Below are 24,339 nucleotides of genomic sequence, written 5' to 3'. Positions count from 1 at the left end.
ACGGCTCAGGAGTCGCCCGCCCGGTAGCGGCGCTCGGGGCGTCCGGCGGTGCCGTAGTTGAGACGTACGCCGATCCGGCCCGTGCTCGCGAAGTGCTCGAGATAGCGGCGCGCGCTCACCCGGGAGACTCCGATCTCCTCGGCGCACTCGGTGGCGCTGAGCTCGCCGGCGGCCTGCAGCGCGGCCAGCACGGCCCGGGCGGTCTCCGCGCTGAGCCCTTTCGGCAGCCGCTCACGAGTCTCGCGTGCGCCCTGGTGGCTGAAGACCTCGTCGATGCCGGCCTGGACCTCGTCGCGGTGCTCGGCCCCCTCGGCTCCCTCGGCGCGCTGCCCGATCCGGGCGAGCGCCTCGCGGGAGCGGCGTACGTCATCCAACCGGGCGGCCAGGTCCTCGAACGGGAACGGCTTGACCACGTAGTGGGCGGCGCCGCCGGCCGCCGCGGCCCGCACCGTGTCGGCCTCACGGGCGGCGGTGATGACGATGACGTCGGCGTCGTCGCCTCGTCCGCGCAGCCGGCGCAGCAGCTCGATGCCGCTGAAGTCGGGAAGGTGCACGTCGAGCAGCAGCACGTCGGGGGAGAGGCGAGCGGTCTCCTCGAGCGCCTGGGAGCCTGTCGCGGCCACACCGACGACGCGGAACCCGTCGACGCGCTCCACGAAGCGGGTGTGGATCGAGGCCACCATGAAGTCGTCCTCGACCACGAGCACGGTGAGCTCCGGTGCGGACGTCATCGGGCCTCCTCGGGGGCATTGTCGGCGGGTGGGGTGGTGGGTGGGGCGAGCGGCGCGGCGCCCGGCAGGGTCGCGATGAAGACCGCTCCGGGTCGCTCCGCCGACCCGCTATTCTCCACCTCGACCTCGCCGCCGCGTGCACGGCACACCAGCTGCACCAGCGCGAGCCCGACACCGCGGCCGCTGGCGTCGCGCGGCTTGGTGCTGAAGCCGCGCCGGAAGATCTCGGGCAGACGCTCGGCCGGCACGCCGCCGCCGGTGTCGGAGACGCGGACGGTCACGGTCTCGCCCTCGGCCGTCAGGCGTACGCCGACCCGACCGTCGAGCGGCCCGACCAGCGCGGCCGCGTCGACGGCGTTGTCGACCAGGTTGCCGAGGACGGTGACCACGTCGGCGGAGCCGTCGGGGGTGAGTCGGGGGAGCGAGCTGGTGGCGTCCAGGTCGATGCTCACCCGGCGCTCGGCGGCCAGGCTCGCCTTGGCGATGAGCAGGGCGGCCACCGCGGGGTCGTCGATCCGGGAGGTGATGTGGTCGCTCAGTGCCGCGCGGCGGGCGGTCAGCCCGGTGACGAACTGGCCCACCTCGGCGTACTCCTCCAGCTCGAGGAGCCCGGTGATGGTGTGCAGCTGGTTGCTGAACTCGTGGGTCTGCGCCCGCAGGGTCTCGGTGACGCTCTCGCGGGCGTTGAGCTCGCTCTGCAGTGCCACCAGCTCGGTGCGGTCACGCAGCGTGGTGACGGTGCCGGCGGGGCGGCCGTCGTGGTGGACCCGGTTGCGGTTGAGCACGAGCACCCGCTCACCGGCGACCAGCGGCGCGTCGTGCACCTCCTCGGCTCCGCTGAGCAGGGCGAGGGTCTCGGCGGGCAGGTCGAGCTCGTCGAGCCGGTGCCCGGTCGGGTCCGAGGTCAGCCCGAGCAGCTCCCGGGCGCTGTCGCTCATCAGGCTGACCCGCCCGTCCGCGCCGACGGCCAGCACCCCCTCGCGGATCGAGCGCAGCAGCCCCTCGCGGTGGTCGGCGAGGGCGGCGATGTCGCGCGGCTCCAGCCCACGCGTACGCCGCTTGATCAGCCGCGCCAGCAGCCACGACCCGAGCACGCCGAGCGCGAGACCGGCCAGCAGCACGGTAAGGGCGTCGGCCCAGGTGCGGGCGAGGCGCTCGGTCAGCGGCGGATAGTCCTCGGTCACGACGACCACGCCGACCGGACGCGGCGCCTCGGCGTCAGCGCCGGTCGAGCCACCGCCGTAGACCGGGACCTGGGCGGCGATCGCCCGGCGGCCGGCGTCGTCGATGTCGCCGGACCAGGCCCGGCTCGTCTCGCGCCTGCCCAGATCGAGGGTCTCGCCGACCCGGGTGGGGTCGGTGGCGACGAGGACCGTGCCGTCGAGCGCGGTGAGGTAGGCGGTGTCGGCGCCCGCGTCCGCGGCCCGGGTCTGCAGGTAGAAGCCCAGGGCCTGCCGGTCGGGAGCGCTGCTGGTCAGCCCGTCCTGGACCGCCGCGATCCCGGCCAGGCTCTCCGCGGCGGCGCGCAGCCGGTCCTCGCGGGAGTCACGGAAGTCGGCGTCGCTCTGCCGCAGGGAGACGATGCTGGTCGCCACGACGACGAGCAGCAGCACCGAGAGCTGCAGCAGCAGCACCTGCCCTGCCAGCGACAGGTGGCGCCGCGGTCGCTGTGGCCACAAGTTACACAACCTCCTTTGGTTGCCGAATAGTGACGGCGGTCACCCCTGACTGTGACCATCGCCACTGACCGTTTCATCCCCCTGAGTCTGGAGGCCAGCCGTTGTCGACGCCGACATCGCAGTCCCCGCCCCGACCGCCGCTGCCGACGCAGCGGGGCCGGGCAGCGAGCATACGCCGTACCCGCGCCCTCGCCGTCGTGCTCGTGACCTGCCTGCTCGCCGCGGCATCGGCCTGCGGCGTGACCCGTGGCGAGCAGTCCCGTGACCTCGACATGTGGATCCCGAACAGCCCCGGTGGCGGCTACGACCAGACCGGCCGGGCGGCCGTGGGGGTCCTCGACCGCGACAACATGACCGGCGGCGACATCCAGGTGACCAACATCCTGGGCGCCGGCGGCTCCGTCGCGATGTCCCGCCTGATGAGCGAGGAGGGCAACGGCAACCTGCTCATGACCATCGGTCTGGGCGTCGTCGGCTCCACCTACTCCTTCGGCGTGGACGCCCGCCCCCAGGACGCCACCCCGATCGCCCAGCTCATCGAGGAGCAGGAGGGTGTGCTGGTTCCGGCCGACTCGCCCTTCAAGACCATCGACGACCTGGTGAAGGCCTGGTCCGAGGACCCCGAGTCCATCGTGGTCGGCGGCGGCTCCTCACCCGGTGGCCCCGACCACCTCTTCCCGATGCAGCTGGCCGAGGCCGCCGGCATCGACCCGAAGGAGGTCAAGTACGTCCCCTACGACGGTGGTGGTCCGCTCACCAGCGCTCTGCTGGGTCACAAGATCGACGTCGGCTTCTCCGGTCTCGCCGAGTTCGAGGGCCAGGTGGAGGCCGGTGAGCTGCGGGTCCTGGCCGTCTCGGGTGACGAGCGCGGCACCGGCGTCTTCGCCGACGCGCCCACGCTCACCGAGAGCGGCGTCGACCTGGTGTTCCTCAACTGGCGCGGCGTACTCGCCCCGCCGGGCATCAGCGACGAGCGCCGGCAGGAGCTGATCGACCTGCTCACCCGGATGCACGACTCGAAGCAGTGGCAGCAGGCGCTGAAGGACAACGGCTGGACCGACGCCTTCGTCACCGGCGACGACTTCGACGACCTGCTGGTCGAGCAGGACCAGCGCGTCGCCTCGACCCTGAAGGAGCTGGATCTGCTGTGAGCGTCCACGAAACCGAAACCCAACCCCCTGAGCCCACGAGTCCCGCGCGCCGGATCGACGTCGGCCAGTACGGCCTGGCCCTGTTCCTGGTCGTCATCGGGATCTATACCGTCGTCGACGCCACCGGCCTGGACGTCGGCTTCGCCGACCCGGTCGGCCCCCGCGTCTTCCCGTACGTCATCGGAGCCGGCCTCGTCGTCGTCGGTGCGCTGCTGGCGGTCGCCACCGCCCGCGGCTCCCAGCCGGAGCCCGAGGAGGGCGAGGACGTCGACCTGAGCTCGTCGGCCGACTGGCTGACGGTCCTCAAGCTGGTCGCGGTCCTGCTGTTCACGGTCGCGACCGTGAACCTGCTCGGCTGGGCGATCTCGGGGGCGGCGCTGTTCGCCGGCGCCGCCTGGTGCCTCGGCAGCCGAACGCTCGTGCGGGACGTGATCGTCGGGCTGGTCCTCTCGGTCGCCAGCTGGTACGCCTTCTACGTCGGTCTGGGCATCCCGCTCACCCCTGGCGTACTCGACGGGATCCTGTGAGGACTGACTGATGGAGAACTTCGAACTTCTCATGGGTGGGCTCGAGTCCGCCCTGACCCCGATGAACCTGCTCTACGCCGCCATCGGCGTGCTGTTGGGCACCTTCGTCGGCGTGCTGCCCGGCATCGGGCCGGCGATGGCCATCGCGCTGCTGCTGCCGGTGACGTACCGGCTCGAGCCGACCAGCGCGTTCATCATGTTCGCCGGCCTCTACTACGGCGGCATGTACGGCGGCTCCACCACCTCGATCCTGCTGAACACACCGGGGGAGTCCGCCTCGGTGATGACGGCGCTGGAAGGCAACCGGATGGCCAGGGCGGGGCGTGGCGCGCAGGCGCTGGCCACTGCCGCGGTCGGCTCGTTCGTCGCCGGCACCATCGGCACCATCCTGGTGGCCTTCTTCTCGCCGGCTCTGGCCGACGTGGCCGTCGAGCTGGGTGCGCCCTCGTACTTCGCGTTGATGGTCCTGGCTCTGGTCATGACCACGACGGTGCTCGGCACCTCGGCCCTGCGCGGCTTCGCAGCGCTGTTCCTCGGCCTGACGATCGGTCTGGTCGGTCTCGACCTCAACACCGGCCAGCCGCGGCTCACCTTCGGCGTGACCCAGCTCGTCGACCGCCTCGACATCGTGGTCGTCGCGGTCGGCATCTTCGCCCTCGGCGAAGCCCTGTGGGTGGCCGCCCACCTGCGCCGACGTCCGGCGCACGTGGTCCCGGTCGGCCGGCCCTGGATGGGACGCGACGACTGGGGTCGCTCCTGGAAGCCGTGGCTGCGCGGCACCGCCTTCGGGTTCCCGTTCGGCGCGCTTCCTGCCGGTGGCGCGGAGATCCCGACGTTCCTCTCGTACCTGACCGAGCGGAAGCTCTCCAAGCGCGGCGACTTCGGCCGTGGCGCGATCGAGGGCGTCGCCGGGCCGGAGGCAGCCAACAACGCCTCGGCCGCCGGGATGTTCGTGCCGATGCTGGCTCTCGGCCTGCCGGTGACGGCCACGGCCGCGGTGATGCTCTCCGCGCTCCAGGGCTACGGCATCACCCCCGGTCCGCAGCTGATGACCGACCACGCCGACCTGGTGTGGACGCTGCTGGCCAGCCTCCTGATCGGCAACACCCTGCTGCTGGTGCTCAACCTGCCGCTGGCGCCGCTGTGGGCCCGGCTGCTGCGGATCCCGAGGCCGCAGCTCTACGCGGGCATCCTGTTCTTCGCCTGCCTGGGTGCGTACGCCACCAACCTGGACCCGTTCGACATCGCGCTGCTGGTGGCCTTCGGTCTGCTCGGACTGATGATGCGCCGCTTCGGACTGCCGGTGCTCCCATTGATCCTGGGTGTCATCCTGGGGCCGTTGATGGAGACCAAGCTGCGGGAGGCGCTGACGATCTCGGGCGGTGACTACGCGGCGCTGCTGAGTGAGCCGCTCGCGGTGGTCATCTACGTCCTGATCGCGCTGTTCATCCTGGGCCGGCCGTTCATCGCCCGGCTCCGGGCACGGGCCGAGCAGTCGGCCGAGGTCGAGGACGAGAAGGAGAAGGTGTTGTGATGAGTGAGACCCCCGCAGGTGGCTGGGTGGTCGTGGCGTGGGCGCCCGACGTCTACGGCTCGGTCGCGCTGGACTGGGCGCTGGCCGACGCCGAGCGCCGCGACCGTGGCGTCGTGGTCGTCAACGCCTCCCGGGGCGACGCCCTGGTCGACGACCGCTACGCCCTCGAGGAGCAGGTCGGCGAGCTCGAACGCCGGCTCACCGAGTCGGGCCGGCCGCACGAGATCCGGCAGTCGATCGACCCGGACGTCGCCGGCGCCGTCCTCGATGCCGCCGAGCAGCTCGACGCCAAGCTGGTCGTGGTCGGTCTGCGGCGGCGCACGCCGGTCGGCAAGCTGTTGATGGGCAGCGTCGCGCAGCGGATCCTGCTCGGCGCGTCCTGCCCGGTCCTCTCCGTGAAGCCGGGCTCCGTGCCCGACTGATCGCCTCGTCCCGGCGCGAGGGTTCGGTCTCAGGCGGGTGTGCCCGTCATACTTCACGGTGATGAGCACTGCGACCGAACCCTCCGCCGAGACCGACCAGCCCCTCGTGTCCGTCGCCATGGTGACCCTCGGGTGCACCCGCAACGAGGTGGACTCCGAGGAGCTCGCCGGCCGGCTGACGGCGGGAGGCTTCCGGCTGGTCGCCGACCCGGACGAGGCCGACACCGTGGTCGTCAACACCTGCGGCTTCGTCGAGCAGGCGAAGAAGGACTCGGTCGACACGCTGCTCGAGGCCGCCGATCTCAAGGAGACCGGCCGGGCTCAGGCCGTCGTCGCGGTCGGCTGCATGGCCGAGCGCTACGGCAAGGACCTGGCCGCCGAGCTCCCCGAGGCCGATGCGGTGCTCGGTTTCGACGACTACCCCGACATCGCCGCCAAGCTCCGTTCCATCCTCAGCGGGGAGGCCCACCACCCGCACACACCTCAGGACCGGCGCCTGCTGCTCCCGATCTCCCCGGTCGAGCGCGACGCCTCCGCCATCTCGGTCCCCGGCATGGCCGCGGTCGACCAGGTGCCCGGCTTCGCGGGACGTACGCGGCTCGACGACGCCCCGTGGGCGCCGCTGAAGCTGGCCAGCGGCTGCGACCGGCGCTGCACCTTCTGCGCGATCCCGCAGTTCCGCGGCTCGTTCGTCTCGCGACGCCCCTCCGACGTGCTTCACGAGGGCCAGTGGCTGGCCCAGCAGGGTGTCAAGGAGCTCTTCCTGGTCTCGGAGAACTCCACCTCCTACGGCAAGGACCTCGGCGACATCCGCCTGCTCGAGACGCTCCTGCCGGAGCTGGCCGGTATCGACGGCATCGAGCGCGTACGCGTCTCCTACCTGCAGCCCGCCGAGACCCGGCCCGACCTGCTGAAGGTCATCGCCACCACGCCCGGCGTGACGCCCTACTTCGATCTGAGCTTCCAGCACGCCTCCAACGCCGTCCTGCGGCGGATGAAGCGGTTCGGCGACCCGGAGAGCTTCCTGGGCCTGCTCGAGCAGATCCGCGGCTACGCGCCCGAGGCCGGGGTGCGGTCCAACGTGATCGTCGGCTTCCCCGGTGAGACCGAGGAGGACCTCCAGATCCTCACCGACTTCCTGGTCGCCGCGCGCATGGACGTCACCGGCGTCTTCGGCTACTCCGACGAGGAGGGCACCGAGGCTGCCGGTTTCGACGACTCGCTCAAGCTGGACGCCGACGAGATCCGCGCCCGCGTCGAGCACGTCAACGAGCTCGTCGAGGAGCTCACCGCCCAGCGCGCCGAGGAGCGGATCGGCGAGCAGGTCGTCGTGCTCGTCGAGGAGGTCGAAGACGGCGAGATCCTCGGCCGGGCCGCTCACCAGGGCCCCGAGGTCGACGGGATGACGTCCCTCGAAGGAGACGTCGCTGGCGTACGTCCGGGTGATCTCGTGAGCGCGACGGTGATCGCCTCCGAAGGCGTTGACCTGGTCGCGATGGTGAACGGTTAAGGTGCAGCCCGTGAACGAGACGACGGCCGAGAAGACCAGCAACTGGAACGTACCCAACGCGCTGACCACGCTGCGGATCCTCGCCGTGCCGTTCTTCGCGTGGGCGCTGCTCGCCGACGGCGGCGACAACCCGACGCTGCGCTGGGTCGCGTTCGTGATCTTCGTGCTGGCGATGATCACCGACAAGATCGACGGCGACCTCGCCCGCAAGCACAACCTGATCACCGACTTCGGCAAGATCGCCGACCCGATCGCCGACAAGGCGGTCACGGGGATGGCCTTCATCGGCCTCTCGATCGTCGGCGACATCTGGTGGTGGGTGACCATCATCGTGCTGCTGCGCGAGTGGAGCGTCACCCTGCTGCGGCTCTCGGTGCTCAAGAAGATCGTGATCGCCGCCGACCAGCTCGGCAAGATCAAGACCACGGTGCAGGCGGTCGCCCTCGGCGGTCTGCTGCTGCCGCTGCCGCACGGTTCGGCCCACGGCGGTGCCTTCGGTGACGCCCTGGTCTGGGAACTGCTCTTCTACGCCTTCCAGATCTGCCTCGCGGTGGCGGTCGCGCTGACGATGTGGTCGGGCGCGCAGTTCTTCCACGGCGTCTGGAAGCAGCGCGCCGCGCTCCGCTCCTCGTAGATCTCCAATTTCGGGTAGTTGTAACTCCGTTACCGGACGTTCACCCAAGATCCCCGCCGTGAGGGCGTACGCCGCGTTATGGTCGCGTGGTTTCGGTCGGTGCTGAATCGGGCAGACCGCCCATCGCCTTCTACTTCCATGCGGGGAGTCATCCATGTTCTCAGCACGTCAGGTGCTCGGTTCGGTGGTCGGCCTGACAGCCGCCGTCGCCGGCATCGGCGCGGTCGCCATCCCGACCGCGCGCGCCGCCACGACGGCCGAGGCCGTCACCATCGCCGACATCCAGGGCACCGGCACCGCCAGCCCGCTCGTCGGTGAGACCGTCACGACCAGTGGCATCGTCACCGCCGCCTACCCCTCGGGCGGCTTCTTCGGCTTCTACCTCCAGACCCCGGGCACGGGCGGGTCGCTCGACCTCGGGTCCCACGACGCCTCCGACGCGGTCTTCGTCTACCAGCCCCGCTCGGCAGGTGCCGTCACGGTCAAGCCGGGTGACGCGGTGACCGTGACCGGTGCGGTGACCGAGTACGCCGGGCTGACCGAGATCTCGGTGCCCACGGCCGCCGACATCGTCACCGACGGCACCGGGTCGATCGACCCGGTCGTGTCGCAGTGGCCGGCGACCGCCGCGCAGAAGGAGTCGCTGGAGGGGATGCTCTTCGCGCCCCAGGGCGACGTCACCGTGAGCAACACCTACGGTGTGGAGAACTTCGGCGAGCTCGGCCTGGCCCAGGGCGACCGCCCGCTGCTCCAGCCGACCGAGGTGGCCCGTCCCGGGTCGGCCGAGGCGGAGGCCGTCGAGGCCGACAACGCCGCTCGCGGGATCGTGCTCGACGACGGCTCCTCGACCACGCTGCGCCCGCCGACGAGCCGGACGATCCCCTACGTCTCCAACACCGCGCCCGTCGTGGTCGGAGCCTCCGTCGACTTCCGCGGCCCGGTGATCCTCTCCGAGGGCGGCTCGCCCTCGGCGCCGACCTACCGCTTCCAGCCGACCCAGGTCGCCACCGCCGACCCGGCGTCGTGGCCGGCCGACTTCGGTGACGTACGCACCGACGCCCCCGACGAGCACAAGATCGGCCGCCGCGCCGACGTGAAGATCGCCTCCTTCAACGTGCTCAACTACTTCACCACGCTCGGCGACGCCAACGACGACAACGTCGGTGATGGTGGCTGCACCGCCTACAAGGACCGCGCCGGCGACGGCAACAACGTCAGCGGCGGCTGCGACCAGCGCGGCGCCTGGGACCCGGCCGACTTCGGCCGCCAGCAGTCGAAGATCGTCTCGGCGATCAACGCGCTCGACGCCGACGTCGTCGGCCTGATGGAGATCGAGAACTCCGCCCGCCTGGGCGAGACCCCGGACGAGGCGACCAACTCGCTGGTCGCCGCGCTCAACGCGGCCGCCGGCCGCAAGGTCTGGACGGCCAACCCGTCCTCGGCCGAGCTGCCCGACGCGTCCGGCGCCGACGTGATCACCAACGCGATCATCTACAAGCGCTCGGCCGTACGCCGCATCGGTGAGGCTCGTGCGCTGGGCGACCAGAGCGGCGACGACCAGGCCTTCGGCAACGCCCGCGAGCCCATCGGCCAGATCTTCAAGCCCGCCGACGGTGGCGCACCGTTCTTCTTCGTGGTCAACCACTTCAAGTCGAAGGGCTCGCCCGGCCCGTGGCCGGGGGACGGCGACACCGGCGACGGCCAGGGTGCCTCCAACGAGTCGCGGGTCCGCCAGGCCACCGCACTGGTCTCCTGGGTCTCCTCGATCCGTTCTCAGACGGGGGTCACCGACGTCGCGCTCGCCGGCGACTTCAACTCCTACACCCAGGAGGACCCGATGCAGGTCCTCTACCAGGCCGGCTATGCCGACTCCGAGACGCTCAGCGGCAACGACGAGTACAGCTACTCCTTCTCGGGTCTCGCTGGATCGCTCGACCACGTGCTGCTCAACAGGCACGCTCAGCGCCGCTTCACCGGCTCGGACATCTGGTCGATCAACTCGGGTGAGTCCCTGCTGATGGAGTACAGCCGCTACAACTACACCGGTGTCGACCTGCACACCGACTCGCCCTACCGCTCCTCCGACCACGATCCCGTGATCGTCGGGCTGGAGCGCAACGCGGGCTAGCGACTCGCGAACCGTACGACGCGGCCCGGTCACCGAAATGGTGACCGGGCCGCTACCTTTTTCTCCATGGCAGCAGTCGATGACCTCCATGCCGCTCTGCGGGAAGCCGACGCCACCGTGGCGACCGCCGAGTCGCTGACCGCCGGCCGCCTGGCCGCGCTGCTCACCGATCCGCCGGGCGCGTCGAAGACGTTCCGCGGGGGTTTCGTGACGTACGCGACGGAGCTGAAGCACACCCTGCTGGGTGTTCCCATCTCGGTGATCGAGACCGTTGGGGTGGTCTCCGCGGAGTGCGCGGCGGCGATGGCCGCGGGGGCGCGGGAGCGGTCGGGTGCGACGTACGGACTCTCGACCACGGGTGTGGCCGGGCCCGAGGAGCAGGAGGGAAAGCCCGTCGGGACGGTCTATGTGGGCCTTTCCGGTCCACACGGTGAAACAACGACGCTTCTCGGACTGTCGGGCTCGCGCATGGAGATCCAGCGTGATACGTGTTTGTTCGCTGTTGATGAACTACTCGGACTACTTCGGCGGGAACATCGAGGGGTCAGGTAGCGTTGGAGCAAGACGTCACCCAGATGTCGGTGACTTGTGAACTGTAGGAGGCTGACCGCAATGGTGCTCTTCCGTCGACTTCTCGGCGAGGTGCTTCGTGCCCAGCGGCTGGAGCGTGGGATGACCCTGCGCGAGGTCTCCGCGCAGGCGCGAGTCAGCCTCGGCTACATCTCCGAGGTCGAGCGTGGCCAGAAGGAGGCCTCCTCCGAGCTCCTCGCCTCGCTCTGCAGCGCTCTCGACGTCGCTCTCTCCGACGTCCTTCGCGACGTCTCCCACGCGGTCGCCGTCGAAGAGGCCACCATCCTCCGGATGCCGGTCCGCGCCGCGGCCGACGCCGCCGCCGCTTGATTCTCTCCCCAATCTGGGGGAGATTCCCTCACCCGTGTCTCAACGGGGTCCGTTCCGTCTCCTTGCCGATGTGAGCCCACCACGGGCTCGCGCATTCATGGGGAGATGGTGCGATGACCATGGCAGTCGAGAACGAGCGTCCAGACCTGACGGTGCCGTCACCGTGTCTCGAGGGCGACGTGCATTCCCCCGACCTACTCGAGGCGGAGCTCTTCGGGCTGGAGGAGACCCTGAACATCCTTCGCGACGAGTTCACCTCGGTCGCTCCCGGCGAGCGGACGCATGTCGCCCGCCACATGCGTGACACCCGCGTCCGGATCGCCCAGATCCGGTTGCGTCTGCTGCACGGGCGCTAGGGCTGGCAGCTCGCGCAGTAGTAGGCCGGGCGCTCCTTGCCCGGGGGGCCGACGCGGGCGACGGTCACGGTGCCCCCGCAGCGTCGGCATGCCCGGCGGCCATAGACCCACATCCGGCGGGAGAGTGACCAGTCGGCCTGCATCAGGTCGCGGGTGCGCTGGAGCATGCGGGGGAGCCGGTCGCCGGCATCCGCGACCGTACGCAGCGGGCTGATCCCAGCGATGAAGCAGGTCTCGGCGGCGTAGATCGTGCCGATCCCGGCCAGGTTGGTCTGGTCGCGCAACGCGTCGAAGAGCGGCCGGTCGGGTTCCCGGGCGAGGCGTTCGACGGCTGCGTCGGGGTCCCAGTCGTCGGCGAGGATGTCCGGGCCGAGGTGGCCGACCAGTCGCTCCTCCTGGTCGCGAGGGACGAGCTCGACGATGCCGAGGAGGAAGCCGACCGCCTCGGTCTTCTCGGTGCGGAGCGCCACGCGCGCCTGGAAGCCGGGTTTCGGCCATCGCCGGCCCGCCTCGAAGACCCGCCAGGATCCCTCCATCTTCAGGTCGGTGTGCAGCGTCCATTCGCCGGTGCGATGGTCGATCCGGCTCAGCAGGTGCTTGCCGCGGGTCAGCGTCCCGCGCACGGTGCCGCCGGACAGGTCCGCCGTGGCCAGCTGCGGCACCCGGAAGTCCGTACGTGTGAGCACCTGGCCCGCCAGTCCCTTGTCGAGCCTGCGGGCGGTCCGGAGCACCGCGTCACCCTCGGGCACGACCTCACCTGCTCGGCGAGGTCAGGCGCAGGCCGCGCGGGGTGGCGACGAAGCCGGCGTACTGGAGCGCCTGGCGCAGCGGGGTGTCTCCCGAGCCGAGCAGCGGGGCGCCGTCCGCCTTCTCGACCGTGAGCCGCCCCAGCGCCCCTCTCCGGACGGCCTCGGCGAGCGCCTCGGCGCCGGGCTCGAGAAGGTTGGGATCCTCCGACCAGGTCAGCAGGGTGCGGCCGCCGCGTTCGACGTACATCGCCAGTTCGCCGTCGACCAGCACCACGATCGCGCCCGCCTTGCGGCCGGGCCGATGGCCCTCCTCCGCAACCGGCCACGGGAGGGCCGCGCCGTAGGGATTGGCGGGGTCGGTCGCGGCGAGCGCGAGGGCGACCGGTTTGTCGGCCGGCTCGATCCGGGAGAACGTACGCAGCCGGTCGACCGATCCCGCGGTGCCGAACTGGGCCGCGCCCAGGCCCTCCACGAAGTAGCCACGGCGGGCCCGGCCGGAGTCCTCGAACGCGCTGAGCACCTTATAGACGGCGGCGAACCCGCCCGGGGTGCGCTCGGACTGGACCGCTCCGCGGGTGACCACACCGTGGCGGTCCAGGAGCCGCTCGGCGGCCGCGTGGGCGCGCTTGGTCGGGTCGGGATCGGGCTCGGGCAGGATCGTCCATCGCCCGGCCGTCTCCGGTAGACCGGCCCGGGCCGGCATCCGCGCACCGCCGGTGTAGCGCCCGCCGCGGGCGCGCGGTGGTGGCCGGCGGGAGCGGTGCGACGGCGTGCCGGAACGGGTCAGCGACCGCAACGGCAGCAGGGTGTCGTTGCTGACCCGCCCCGACCAGACCAGCTCCCACAGCGCCGCGCTCAGATCCGCGTCGCTCGGAGTCTTCTCGTCGTCGGCCGCCATGGTCCGGGCGAGCTGGTGGAAGAACCAGGCGCCGCCGGGCGCCAAGGCTTCGAGGAGCCGTTCGGCGAGCGGCCCTGGTGGCATCTCAGCGGGCGACGGCAGCGTCAGCTCGGCGGTGTCGGCCGGGTGCAGCGAGACCCAGCCGTCGGTGCCGGGCAGGGTGCCGTGGCCTGCCCAGAGCACTTCGCCGCCGGAGGTCAGCTCGTCCAGGAACGCGGGCTCGTAGTCCACCACCCGGGCCGGCAGGATCAGGCTCTCCAGCGCGCTGGCCGGGACCGGGCAGCCGGCGAGCTGGTCGACCACGCTCAGCACCCCGTCGACGCCGCGCAGCGCGCCCTTGCGTACGGATGTCTTCTGCCACGCCGGCAGGAACCTGCCCAGCGCCGCCGGCTCGACCGGCTCGACCTCCTTGCGCAGCCGGGCCAGCGAGCGTCGCCGCAGCATCCGGAGCACGTCGGCGTCACACCACTCCAGCCCGCTCCCGCCGGGCCGGAACTCCCCGTCGAGCACCCGTCCGCGCGCCGAGAGCCGCGCGAGGGCGTGCCGGACGACCGCCTCGCCCAGCCCCAGCCGCGAGGCCACGTCGGCGGCCGTGAACGGTCCGTGCGAGCGCGCATACCGCGAGACCAGGTCGCCGACCGGGTCCTCGATGGGCTCGGTGAACGCCGACGGTACGCCCGGAGGGACCGCCACCCCCAGCCCGTCCCGGAGCCTGGCCACATCCTCGACCACCGCCCACCGAGCCTCCCCGGCAACCCGCACCTCGACCACCCGTCGAGCCGTGGCGAGCCCCTCCAGCATCGCCGAGACGTCACCCCGGTCGGCCGAGGCGTCGCTGGCGTCGGTCGAAGCGTCACTCGCGTCGGCCGAGATGGCAGTCGGTGACGTCTCGGGCGACGTAGCTGACGTCTCGCCCGACGTACGTGACGTCTCGGCGGGGGTGGTGCGGGCGGTGATCTCGTCGATGGTGAGCGGGCCGATGGTGCGGATGAGGTCGGTGATGCCTTCGGCGCCGCGGGCCTTCCGGCCGGGGGCGAGGCGTTGGAGCTCGGACTCGACCTCAGCCAGGACTTCTGGGTCGAGGAGCTCGCGGAGCTCGGCCCGGCCGAGCAGCTCGGCGAGGAGGCCCTGGTCGAGGGTGAGGGCGGCGGCGCGGCGCTCGGCCAGGGGTGAGTCGCCCTCGTAGAGGAACTGGGCGACGTAGCCGAAGAGGAGCGACTGGGCGTAGGGGGAGGGGGTCGGGGTGGCGACGTCGACGATCGAGATCTCGCGGCGCTCGATGCGGCGGAGGAGGCCGACGAGGGAGGGCAGGTCGTAGACGTCGCGGAGGCACTCGCGTACGGCCTCGAGGATGATCGGGAAGCTCGGGTACTGCGAGGCGACCTCGAGCAGGGCGGCGGAGCGCTGGCGCTGCTGCCACAGCGGCGAGCGACGGCCGGGGTCACGGCGGGGGAGCAGCAGGGCCCGCGCCGCACACTCGCGAAAGCGGCTGGCGAACAGCGCCGACCCGCCGACCTCGGTGGTCACCAGGTCCTCGATCTCGTTGGGCTCGAAGACGATGATCTCGCCGGTCGGTGCTTCGGCATCGGTGTCGGGGAGGCGGATCACGATGCCGTCGTCGCTGTCGATGGCCTGCCCGTCGACGCCGTAGCGCTCCCGGATCCGCGCGTTGATCGCCAGCGCCCACGGTGCGTGGACCGGGCGGCCGTAGGGGGAGTGGACCACCAGTCGCCAGTCGCCCAGCTCGTCGCGGAAGCGCTCGACGACGATGTTGCTGTCGGAGGGGAGGACGTTGGTGGCCTCGGCCTGTTCGTGCAGGTAGGTGACCAGGTTGGCGGCGGCGTATGCGTCCAGGCCGTCCTCCTGTGCTCGCGCCTCGGCCTTCTTCGCAGGCAGCGCGGCGAGCTCGCGGGTATAGGCGCCGACGGCCTCGCCGAGCTCCGCGGGCCGGCCGAGCGAGTCGCCCTTCCAGAACGGCAGGCGTCCGGGGATGCCGGGAGCCGGGGTCACCAGCACCCGGTCGTGGGTGATGTCCTCGATCCGCCAGCTGGTCGCGCCGAGGGCAAAGACATCGCCGACCCGGGACTCGTAGACCATCTCCTCGTCGAGCTCGCCGACGCGCCTTCCGGTCCCCTCGCCGACCAGGTAGACCCCGAAGAGCCCGCGGTCGGGGATCGTGCCTCCGCTGGTGACGGCCAGCCGCTGCGCTCCCGGACGCCCGGTCACGGTCCCGGCGACCCGGTCCCACACGATCCGGGGACGCAGCTCGGCGAACTCCTCGCTCGGATAGCGCCCGGCGAGCAGGTCGAGCGTGGCGTCGTAGGCGGAGCGGGGGAGGGTTGCGTACGAAGCCGTCCTTCTGACCAGCGTGAACAGCTCGTCGACGTCCCAGGTGTCCAGCGCGGTGGCGGCGACGATCTGCTGGGCGAGTACGTCGAGGGGGTTGGCCGGGAGGCTCATCGACTCGATCAGGCCCTGCCGCATCCGCTGCACGCTGACCGCGGTCTGGGCGAGGTCGCCGCGATGCTTCGGGAAGAGCACGCCGCGGGAGATCTCGCCGACCTGGTGGCCGGCTCGCCCGACGCGCTGGAGAGCGGAGGCGACGCTGGGCGGCGACTCGATCTGGACGACGAGGTCGACCGCGCCCATGTCGATGCCGAGCTCGAGGCTGGAGGTCGCGACCACGGCGGGCAGCCGACCGGACTTGAGATCGTCCTCGATCAGCGCACGCTGCTCCTTGGACACGCTTCCGTGGTGGGCCTTGGCGATCACCTGGACCGCGCCGTGGGACTGCCCCGACTGGGCCATCACCTGCGCGGGCGGCGGACCGGTCTCGAAGACCCGGTCGGAGGCGATCTCGTTGAGCCGGGCGGTCAGCCGCTCCGCGATCCGCCGGGAGTTGGCGAAGACGATGGTGGAGCGATGGGCGGTGACCAGGTCGGCGACGTGCTCCTCGACGTGGGGCCAGATCGACGAGGCCCGCTGCGGGTCGTCGTCCTCCTCCTCGCCGTAGGCGCTCGGCGCGGTCATGTCCTCGACCGGCACGACGACGCTGAGGTCCCAGCGCTTCTCCGCCGGTGGCGCGACGATCTCGACGGGCTGGGCGCCACCGAGGTAACGAGCCACTTCCTCCAAGGGCCGTACGGTCGCGGAGAGCCCGATCCGCTGGGCAGCCTTGTCCAGGAGCGCGTCGAGACGTTCCAGGGTCAGCGCCAGGTGAGAGCCGCGCTTGGTCGCCGCGACCGCGTGGACCTCGTCCACGATCACCGTCTCGACGCTGCGCAGCGTCTCGCGGGCCTGGCTGGTGAGCATCAGGAAGAGCGACTCGGGGGTGGTGATCAGGATGTCCGGGGGAGCGGTGGTCAGCTTGCGCCGGTCGGCAGCGGTCGTGTCGCCCGACCGCACGCCGACGCGCACCTCGGGCGCCTCCACGCCCAGCCGCTCGGCGGTCTGCCTGATCCCGACCAGCGGGCTGCGCAGGTTGCGCTCCACGTCGACGCCGAGCGCCTTGAGCGGGGAGATGTAGAGCACCCGGCACCGCTGCTTCTTCTCCGGCACCGGCTCGCTGAGCAGCTTGTCGATCGACCACAGGAACGCGCTCAGCGTCTTGCCCGAACCGGTGGGCGCGACCACCAGCGCGTTGCGCCCCGCCCCGATCGCCTCCCAGGCACCAGCCTGCGCCGCGGTCGGCGCAGCGAAGGCAGCCGCGAACCACGTACGTGTCGGGTCGCTGAACCGCGCCAACGCCGAATCCGTATCGCTGAAGCGGAGCTCGAAGCCATCTTCTCGGCTCATGGGACAAACCTAGTCGCGACCACCGACACTCAGCGGCCACACTGACCTCATGCACCTCGTCGTCCTCTTCGGCCCGCAGGCGGTCGGCAAGATGAGCGTCGGCCGGGAGATCACGTCCCGGACGACGTACCGCCTCCTCCACAACCACGCCACGATCGAGCCGCTGCTGGAGGTCTTCGACTGGGGGACCCAGCCGTTCAACACGCTGAAGAGGGAGCTCCGCAGGCGGGTGATCGAGGAGGCGGTGGCGTACGACCTTCCGGGGTTGATCCTGACCTTCACCTGGGCGCTGGACGTCCCCGCAGATGCAGAGGAGGTCGAGTGGATGATCGCGCCTGCGGTCGAGGCGGGAGCGCGGATCGACTTCGTGGAGCTGTACGCCGACGTGACGGTCCGGCTCGCTCGTGAGGGCACGCCCGAGCGGCTGGCCGCGAAGCCGTCCAAACGCGACACCGAATGGGCACGCGGAGACGTCATCGGGTCGAACGAGCGCTGGGAGCTCTCGACGGGCCCTGAGGTGCCGTTCCCGCTCGACCTCCCACACTTCGTCATCGACAACACCGATCTGTCGGCAGCCGAGGTGGCCGAGAAGATCATCGCGCGTCTGGGGCTGCCGGGGTGAAAGCCCCGCCGCCAACAGGGATATGGTCCAATCCCGCTGTGGACCTCGCGCTTGATCTGACCGACCGCGCCGTACGATCCGCATCGCTCTACCAGGCGCTGCGCGACGCGCTCGGCGACGGCAGGCTGAAGGCGGGCGACCGGCTGCCCCCGAGCCGGGCGCTGGCCAAGGACCTCGGCATCTCCCGGAACACGGTCGCCACGGTCTATGAGCGGCTGGTCGCGGAGGGGTTCCTGGAGTCGCGCGTGGGCGCGGGGACGTACGTCGCCGAGACCACGCGGCGGCGCCGAGATCACGCCCCCGGGTCGCTGACGCCACGCCCGGGCTGGCGCTGGGCGCCCCGGCCGACGAGCGCGGAGGCGGCGGTGCCGGCGTACGACCTGCGGGTGGGGATCCCCGATGCCGAGCTCTTCCCGTTCGAGACCTGGCGACGGATCCTCGCGGCGGAGTCGCGGCTACGCGGCCACAACCCCGGCACCTACGCCTCGCCCGCCGGCCTGCCGAGGCTGCGCGAGGCGCTGGCGCACACGGTCGCCTACCACCGCGGGGTGCGGGCCGACCCGGGGCAGATCGTGGTCACCAGCGGCACCCAGCAGGCGCTCGATCTCGTCGCCCGGGTGCTGCTGGAGCCGGGCGACGTCGTCGCCGTCGAGGATCCCGGATACCCGTCCGCGATCGACCTCTTCGCCTCCCACGGCGCCCGGGTCGTACCGGTCCCGGTCGACGAGGAAGGACTGGTCGTCGAGGAGATCCCGGAGCAGGCACGGCTCGTCTACACGACCCCGAGCCACCAGTTCCCGCTCGGCGTACGCCTCTCCCTCCCACGCCGCCGAGCCCTGCTCGACTTCGCGAACACGCACGACGCGGGGATCGTGGAGGACGACTACGACAGCGAGTTCCGCTTCACGGAGCGGCCCCTGGAACCGCTGCACGCCATGGACGATCAGGGCCGGGTGATCTATGTCGGCACCTTCTCCAAGTCGCTGCTGCCGAGCCTGCGCACCGGCTACCTGGTCGCCCCGGGCTCGCTCGTCGACAGCCTCCTGGCCGCCAAGCAGCTCGGCGACGGCTTCGGCCCGGTCCAGCCCCAGGCCGCGCTGGCCCGCTTCCTGGAGGAGGGCCTCCTCGCTCGTCACGTGCGCAAGGCGTCCAAGACGTACGCCGAGCGCCGCTCGATCCTCCTCGAGACCCTCTCCACGTGGCCGGTCGAGGTGCTCCCGTCGGCTGCCGGACTGCACCTGTCCGCCTACGTGGAGCTCCCCGCCGACCTGGCCGAGCGTGCCGCTGCCGAGGGGCTGGCGGTGGACACCATCGCCGCTCATCGCCAGCTGCCTGGACGCGACGGCCTCTTCCTAGGCTACGGAGCCGTCCGGACAGACAGCCTGCCCGACGGGCTCGAGCTCCTGGGTGAGCTCGCGGGCTGGGCGTGACCGCTCTCGACGGGCGCGGACCAGCGACCACACGAGACCGGCACCGCCGCAGAGCACCGGACCGAGCAGGTGGGCGCCGGTGAGGCCCAGCAGCACCAGTGCCGCGACCATCGAGCAGACCGCCGCCCACCAGGACCCGGTGCCACGAGGAAGCAGTCGCAGCGCAGCCGCCGCTCCCACCACGTACAGCAGGGAGAAGGTCCCCGAAGCCATCAGGAGGAGGGCGTCGGTCGAGGACCCGGCGACCCAGATGAACGCGAGAGAGCCGAGCGCCACGGCACAGATGGCGAGCAGCGAGCGGCGCGGGATGCTGGACGCGGGGTCGGCCAGAAGCCGTGGCAGCGCACCCTCGCGCGCCAACGACGCTCCCAGGCGTGAGCCTCCGGCGAAGTAGGCGTTGATCGCCCCGACGGTCAGCAGCACGGCCACGACGGCCGTCACCGGTCGCGCCGGCTCCCCGAATCCCAGGACGAGCAGGTCCGCCAGCGGCGCCGCACCGGAGGTGGAACCGAGCGAGGCGACCGTCGCGAACGCGATCCCGAGGTAGAGCACCGTCACGACTCCGAGCGCCAGGAAGGTCGCCCGGCGGATGTCACGCGCCGGGTCGCGGTACTCGGCCGAGAGCGAGGAGAGGATCTCCCACCCCGCGAACGCCCACACCAGCATCGCCGCCGCGGTGCCCACCGCACCCCACCCGTGCGGCGCGAACGGCGTCAGCCGCTCGAGCTCCGCATGCGGCAGCGCCACCACGACCGCCACCGCGAGCAGCACCGCGATGGCCCCGGCGATCCCCAGCTGCACGCCTCCGGACACCTTGATCCCGAACCAGTTCATCGCGGTGACCAGCACGATGATCGCCGCCGTCGCCGCCAGCGACGTACCCCGCCCGCCGCCGACGGCGTCGGCGACGTACGCCCCACCGAACCCCGCCGCGACCGGAGCCCCCACGCCGATCGTCAGGTAGAACGCCCAGCCGACCATCGTCGCGACGTGCTGGTTGAAGGCGAGCCGTGCGTACGTCGCCACCCCGCCGCCGTCAGGATGCCGAGCTCCCAGCGCGGCGAAGGTCGCCGCCAGCGGCACCGAGAGCAGGATCAGCGCCAACCAGGCCACGAGCGAGGCCGGTCCGGCCTCGCTCGCCGCCAGCGCGGGCAGAGAGATGACACCGGTGCCGAGCACCGCGCCGAGGGTGAGAGCCGCGCCCTGGGGCACGGAGAGTCCGTCGTTCTTCACGAGTCTGACGCTAGTGAGACCAGAGCCCTCCGCGCCCGGCCAATCAGGCCCTCATCACCTGGGCCAATCCCGGGCTGATCCGGCCCTAACGTACGTTGCGCCGCACCCGCTCCTCATAGGCCGCCCGAGCCGCCGGGTCGACGCCCGCGAGCAGCTGCGAGGCGTTGGTCGTCCGGTCGACGAAGTCCTGGAACCGGCGCGGCATCGCCTGGGTGATCTTGGTCAGGGCCTGGGCCCAGTTGGGCACCCAGACCTCGGGCCGCGGCTCGCGGATGACGTCCTCGATCGCGGCCGCGACGTCCTCGGGAGTGACCGGCTTCATCCCCTTCGCCTGTGGCACGCCGTCGGAGAGCTCGGTCTGCACCACCGCCGGCAGGATGAGCGAGACGTCGACCCCGGAGGGCGCCAGCTCCATCCGCAGCGCCTCCGAGAAGCCGACCACGGCGAACTTCGAGGCCGAGTAGGTCGCCGCGTCCGGCACCGGCACCCGGCCGACCGCCGAGGAGACGTTGACGATGTGGCCCTGGCCGCGCTCGACCATCGCCGGCGCGACCGCCTTGATCCCGTTGATCGGGCCGTGCACGTTGACCTCGAAGATGGCCCGGGTGAGCGCGTCCTCCTCCTTCAGGACCGACCCGAGCGGCATGATCCCGGCGTTGTTGACCAGCACGTCCCACGGCCCCAGGTCCTCGACCGACTCGAGGAACGTACGCCAGGAGGCGGGGTCGGTGACGTCGAGATGTGCGGCCATCACCCGCGACCCGAACTCGGCGGTCACATCGTCGAGCAGGTCCGGGTCCAGGTCGCCGACGGCGACCGACGCCCCGGCGCGGGCCAGCCGCTCGACCGTGGCGCGGCCGATGCCACGGGCGCCTCCGGTGACGATGACGGCAGTTCCCTCGATCTCGCGTGTCATGACTCTCCTTCGGTGGTGCGGACCAGGCTGCGTACGGCTTTTCTGTCGGTCTTGCCCACGCTGGTGACGGGGACGGCGTCGAGGATGAGCACCTCGCGGGGGTACTTGTGCGGCGCGAGCCGCGTCTTGACGAAGGCGATCAGCTCCTCGGGAGTGGTGCGTGCGCCGGGATGGAGGGCGACGGCCGCGACCACCTCCTCGCCCTTGTGAGCGTCCGGGCGCCCGACCACCGCGGCGGCGGTGACCGCCTCGTGGGCGAGGAGCGCGTCTTCGACGTCGCGGGGGAAGACGTTGAACCCGCCCCGGATGATCAGGTCCTTGATCCGGTCGTCGACGTAGAGGTAGCCGTCGGCGTCGAAGTGTCCGATGTCGCCGGTGTGCAGCCAGCCGTCGACGACGGTCGCGGCGGTCTGTGCCGGGTCGTTCCAGTAGCCCTGCATCACCCCGGGGCCACGTACCCAGATCTCGCCCTCCTCGCCGGTCGGGACCGGCGAGCCGTCGGGTCCGGCGATGATCACCTCGGCGTGGGACAGCGGTTTGCCGACACTGCCCGGCCGCGACTCCTCCAGCGTCGAAGCGGCGATCACCGCGCTCGACTCGGTGCAGCCGTAGCCCTCCAGGATGGTCACGCCGAAGGCCTCCTCGGCCTTCTCCCGCAGCGCCGGCAGCAGCGGCGCGCCACCGCTGCCGAAGGAGCGCAGCGAGCTCAGGTCGTAGTCCTGGTAGGGCTGGTCGAGCAGCATCTGCAGCATCGAGGGGACCACCGTGCTCGACTCGACCCGGTGCTCCTGGGCGAGCTCGAGCCATCCCTTGGCGTCGAACCAGCGCTGCAGCACCGAGCTCTGCGGGCGCGAGGAGTGCATCCCGCTGATGACCACGATCAGGCCGTACGCATGGGAGAGCGGCAGCGGCAGCAGCCACCGTGTCGTGCCCTGGCTCTCGCCGACCCGGTGGAGCGCGTGCCCGGACTCCCACAGGCCACGGTGGCTCAGCATGACGCCTTTGGCCCGCCCGGTGGTGCCGCCGGTGTAGAGCAGGGCCGCGAGGTCGTCGTCGCCGCGCGGGGCGATGTCGATCGGTTCGGCGCTCTCCAGGCTCTCGTACGCCACCGCATCCGTTCCCGCCGGAACGTCCCCCGCCACGACAACGGTGAGGTCGAGACCGTCGCCGGCAGCCTGCACCAGCGGCAGCAGCTCGGGCGTCACGATGGCCGCCCTGGCTCCGGAGTCCTGCAGGATGTGCCGCAGCTCGGGCGGGGTCTGCAGGAAGATCACCGGCGTCACCACCGCGCCGAGGCGCCACAGGGCGCGATAGCTGACGAAGACCTCCGGGGTGTTCATGGTGAGCACCACGACCCGGTCGCCGGGCTCGATCCCGAGCTCGCGCAGGCCGCCGGCGACCCGCGCGGACCGTTCGGCGATCTCCTTGGACGAGTGCCAGGTGCCCTCGAAGAAGACCATCGGGTGGTCGCCGTGGCGGGCATAGGACTCCTCGGCCAGCACCGCCAGGTTGTGCTCGCCGGGCTGCGGCTCGCTCATCGGGCGCCCAGCTTCCGTAGTGCCTTGAGCTGCCCGTTGCCCAGCGCGACGAACTTCTCGACCGTCTGGCCCTTGAACGGCCCGATCGGCCCCATCCGGGAGGCAGCGACGGTCTGGGCGTCGGTGAACTTCCGGATCCCGTCCGCGCCGTGGCGGCGCCCGAGCCCGCTCGATCCCATGCCGCCCATCCCGGCCTCGATGCTCCCGGCCGCCAGGGCGGCGCCGTCGTTGATGTTCACCGCGCCCGCGCGGATGCGCCGGGCGATCATGTCGGCCTCGCGTACGTTCTTGCTGAACACGCTCGCCGAGAGCCCGGCCTCGCCCTGGTTGGCGATCCGGACCGCCTCCTCGTCGCTGTCGGCGCGATAGAGCGCGAGGACCGGGCCGAAGGTCTCACCGAGACACAGATCCATCTCGGAGGTCACGCCCTCCAGGACCGTCGGGGCGAAGGCGTACGGACCGACCTCGGCGAGCGGTTCGCCGCCCGCGAGCACGGTCGCGCCCTTCGAGACCGCGTCGGCGACATGGGCGGTGACCTTGTCGAGCTGCGCCTGCGAGGCGAGCGACCCGACGTCGGCCGAGTAGTCGAAGGTCTGGCGGACGACCTGGTTCTCCGTCTCGGCGACCAGGGCCTGGCGGAAGGCGTCGTAGACGTCCTCGTGCACCACGACGCGTTCGATGTGGACGCACATCTGTCCGGTGTTGGCGAAGGCCGCCATCACCGTGCCGCGAGCGGCCTGGGCGAGGTCGGCGTCGCGGCGGACGATGAGCGGGTTCTTCCCGCCGAGCTCGAGCGAGGCGCCGATCAGCCGGCCCGCTGCCCGCTGAGCCACGATCCGCCCGGTGGCCGTCGAACCGGTGAAGGCGATGTAGTCGACGTTGTCGATGACCGCCTCACCGGTGGCCGCGCCCGGCCCGGTGACGACCTGCCAGACGTGCTCGGGCAGTCCCGCCTCGGCCATCAGGGCGCGGGCCCACAGGAGCGTCAGCGGCGCCTGCGGGTCGGCCTTGCTGATCACGGCTGCCCCGGCGAGGAGGGCCGGGATGGCGTCGCCGACCCCGAGATAGAGCGGATAGTTCCACGGCGAGATGATCCCGACGACCTTCTTCGGCACCCGCACCTCCTTCACGGAGGTGATGCCGGGGATGGCCCCGCGGACGCGCTTGTCGGCCAGGTACGCCGGGCCGCGCCGGGTGTAGTGGCGGGCGATCGTGCCGACCTGGAGGATCTCCTGCCAGGCGTGGAAGCGGGCCTTGCCCATCTCCCACTGGATCAGGTCGAGCACCTCGTCCTGACGCTCGACCAGCAGGTCGTGGAAGCGGAGCATGACCTCGGCGCGGTCCTGGAAGGCCAGCGTGGCCCAGTCGGGCTGGGCCGCCCGCGCCGCCGTGGCGGCCTCGGCGACGTCCGCTGCGGTCACCGACGGCACCGGGGCGGTCGGCTGGGCGTCGTAGGGTGCGACCGCTGTCAGCGTGCCGTCGCCCCCGGAGATCGGAGCCGAGACCCATCGCGTCCAGGAGGCGAGCCGTGCCTCGTCGATCCAGCCGGGACGTACGCTCGCGGCCTCCGTTGTCTTCGTGGTCAT

Annotated in this window: 20 protein-coding genes; 12 read left to right on the top strand and 8 right to left on the bottom strand. The window is 71.5% G+C overall.

Going from position 1 to position 24,339, the window contains the following annotated elements; genetic code table 11:
- Positions 1-5: 5 nt before the first annotated feature.
- Entirely contained in the window at positions 6-731 is a 726-nt protein-coding gene (locus tag ACIO3S_RS14240) for a response regulator (RefSeq protein WP_350718279.1), read from the bottom strand.
- Complete coding sequence (locus ACIO3S_RS14235; protein ID WP_400464512.1) at positions 728-2,410, bottom strand: ATP-binding protein; 1,683 nt, start codon at positions 2,408-2,410, stop codon at positions 728-730. Before ACIO3S_RS14235 ends, ACIO3S_RS14240 begins: the two co-directional genes overlap by 4 nt.
- 101 nt (positions 2,411-2,511) lie before the next feature.
- Here ACIO3S_RS14235 and ACIO3S_RS14230 point away from each other — a divergent pair, with 101 nt between their 5' ends.
- The 10 genes from ACIO3S_RS14230 (at position 2,512) to ACIO3S_RS14185 (ending at position 11,572) form a co-directional block, all read left to right on the top strand.
- Positions 2,512-3,561, top strand: a complete 1,050-nt coding sequence (locus ACIO3S_RS14230) for a Bug family tripartite tricarboxylate transporter substrate binding protein (RefSeq protein ID WP_400464510.1) — start codon at positions 2,512-2,514, stop codon at positions 3,559-3,561.
- Complete coding sequence (locus tag ACIO3S_RS14225; RefSeq protein ID WP_400464507.1) at positions 3,558-4,088, top strand: tripartite tricarboxylate transporter TctB family protein; 531 nt, start codon at positions 3,558-3,560, stop codon at positions 4,086-4,088. Before ACIO3S_RS14230 ends, ACIO3S_RS14225 begins: the two co-directional genes overlap by 4 nt.
- 10 nt (positions 4,089-4,098) lie before the next feature.
- Positions 4,099-5,622: a tripartite tricarboxylate transporter permease gene (locus ACIO3S_RS14220; protein WP_400464504.1), complete on the top strand. Its 1,524-nt coding sequence runs from the start codon at positions 4,099-4,101 to the stop codon at positions 5,620-5,622.
- Positions 5,622-6,044 carry a universal stress protein gene (locus tag ACIO3S_RS14215; RefSeq protein ID WP_350718269.1) on the top strand — a complete coding sequence of 141 codons (423 nt, stop codon included), beginning with the start codon at positions 5,622-5,624 and terminating at the stop codon, positions 6,042-6,044. Before ACIO3S_RS14220 ends, ACIO3S_RS14215 begins: the two co-directional genes overlap by 1 nt.
- Positions 6,045-6,150: 106 nt before the next feature.
- Positions 6,151-7,554 carry a 30S ribosomal protein S12 methylthiotransferase RimO gene (rimO, locus tag ACIO3S_RS14210; RefSeq protein ID WP_400464646.1) on the top strand — a complete coding sequence of 468 codons (1,404 nt, stop codon included), beginning with the start codon at positions 6,151-6,153 and terminating at the stop codon, positions 7,552-7,554.
- Between the two features lie 10 nt (positions 7,555-7,564).
- A complete protein-coding gene (gene pgsA, locus ACIO3S_RS14205) occupies positions 7,565-8,188 on the top strand; it encodes a CDP-diacylglycerol--glycerol-3-phosphate 3-phosphatidyltransferase (protein ID WP_400464501.1) in 624 nt (207 codons plus the stop codon).
- 154 nt (positions 8,189-8,342) lie between these two features.
- On the top strand, positions 8,343-10,316 hold the full coding sequence (locus ACIO3S_RS14200) for an ExeM/NucH family extracellular endonuclease (protein ID WP_400464498.1): 1,974 nt from the start codon (positions 8,343-8,345) through the stop codon (positions 10,314-10,316).
- Between the two features lie 66 nt (positions 10,317-10,382).
- Positions 10,383-10,868, top strand: coding sequence for a CinA family protein (locus tag ACIO3S_RS14195; RefSeq protein ID WP_400464495.1), 486 nt, complete (start codon positions 10,383-10,385; stop codon positions 10,866-10,868).
- Between the two features lie 60 nt (positions 10,869-10,928).
- Positions 10,929-11,216, top strand: coding sequence for a helix-turn-helix transcriptional regulator (locus ACIO3S_RS14190; protein WP_160022457.1), 288 nt, complete (start codon positions 10,929-10,931; stop codon positions 11,214-11,216).
- 113 nt (positions 11,217-11,329) lie between these two features.
- Positions 11,330-11,572, top strand: coding sequence for a hypothetical protein (locus tag ACIO3S_RS14185; RefSeq protein ID WP_160022459.1), 243 nt, complete (start codon positions 11,330-11,332; stop codon positions 11,570-11,572).
- Here the strand turns inward: ACIO3S_RS14185 and ACIO3S_RS14180 are convergent.
- A complete protein-coding gene (locus ACIO3S_RS14180; RefSeq protein ID WP_400464491.1) occupies positions 11,569-12,321 on the bottom strand; it encodes a DNA-formamidopyrimidine glycosylase family protein in 753 nt (250 codons plus the stop codon). The two genes, ACIO3S_RS14185 and ACIO3S_RS14180, sit on opposite strands and share 4 nt — an antisense overlap.
- Before the next feature lie 4 nt (positions 12,322-12,325).
- A complete protein-coding gene (locus ACIO3S_RS14175) occupies positions 12,326-17,014 on the bottom strand; it encodes a DNA glycosylase AlkZ-like family protein (RefSeq protein WP_400464488.1) in 4,689 nt (1,562 codons plus the stop codon).
- A gap of 49 nt (positions 17,015-17,063) precedes the next feature.
- On the opposite strand from ACIO3S_RS14175, the gene ACIO3S_RS14170 reads away from it, so the two are divergent.
- Together ACIO3S_RS14170 and ACIO3S_RS14165 are read left to right on the top strand one after the other, a co-directional pair.
- Positions 17,064-17,636, top strand: coding sequence for a hypothetical protein (locus tag ACIO3S_RS14170; protein WP_400464485.1), 573 nt, complete (start codon positions 17,064-17,066; stop codon positions 17,634-17,636).
- Positions 17,637-17,674: 38 nt separating this feature from the next.
- Positions 17,675-19,066, top strand: a complete 1,392-nt coding sequence (locus ACIO3S_RS14165; RefSeq protein ID WP_400464482.1) for a PLP-dependent aminotransferase family protein — start codon at positions 17,675-17,677, stop codon at positions 19,064-19,066.
- Here ACIO3S_RS14165 and ACIO3S_RS14160 read toward each other — a convergent pair.
- From ACIO3S_RS14160 to ACIO3S_RS14145, 4 genes are all read right to left on the bottom strand, one after another.
- A complete protein-coding gene (locus ACIO3S_RS14160) occupies positions 18,989-20,299 on the bottom strand; it encodes an APC family permease (RefSeq protein WP_400464479.1) in 1,311 nt (436 codons plus the stop codon). The genes ACIO3S_RS14165 and ACIO3S_RS14160 overlap by 78 nt on opposite strands.
- An 85-nt stretch (positions 20,300-20,384) precedes the next feature.
- Positions 20,385-21,215: an SDR family oxidoreductase gene (locus ACIO3S_RS14155; RefSeq protein WP_400464476.1), complete on the bottom strand. Its 831-nt coding sequence runs from the start codon at positions 21,213-21,215 to the stop codon at positions 20,385-20,387.
- A complete protein-coding gene (locus ACIO3S_RS14150; protein ID WP_400464473.1) occupies positions 21,212-22,753 on the bottom strand; it encodes a class I adenylate-forming enzyme family protein in 1,542 nt (513 codons plus the stop codon). The genes ACIO3S_RS14155 and ACIO3S_RS14150 overlap by 4 nt, the downstream gene beginning before the upstream one ends.
- Entirely contained in the window at positions 22,750-24,339 is a 1,590-nt protein-coding gene (locus ACIO3S_RS14145; RefSeq protein ID WP_400464470.1) for a succinic semialdehyde dehydrogenase, read from the bottom strand. Before ACIO3S_RS14145 ends, ACIO3S_RS14150 begins: the two co-directional genes overlap by 4 nt.

The sequence above is a fragment of the Nocardioides sp. NPDC087217 genome, assembly GCF_044744805.1.
GTDB lineage: Bacteria > Actinomycetota > Actinomycetes > Propionibacteriales > Nocardioidaceae > Nocardioides.
The sequence above is the reverse complement of the archived record's forward strand: the minus strand, read 5'-3'. Positions and strand labels throughout refer to the sequence as shown.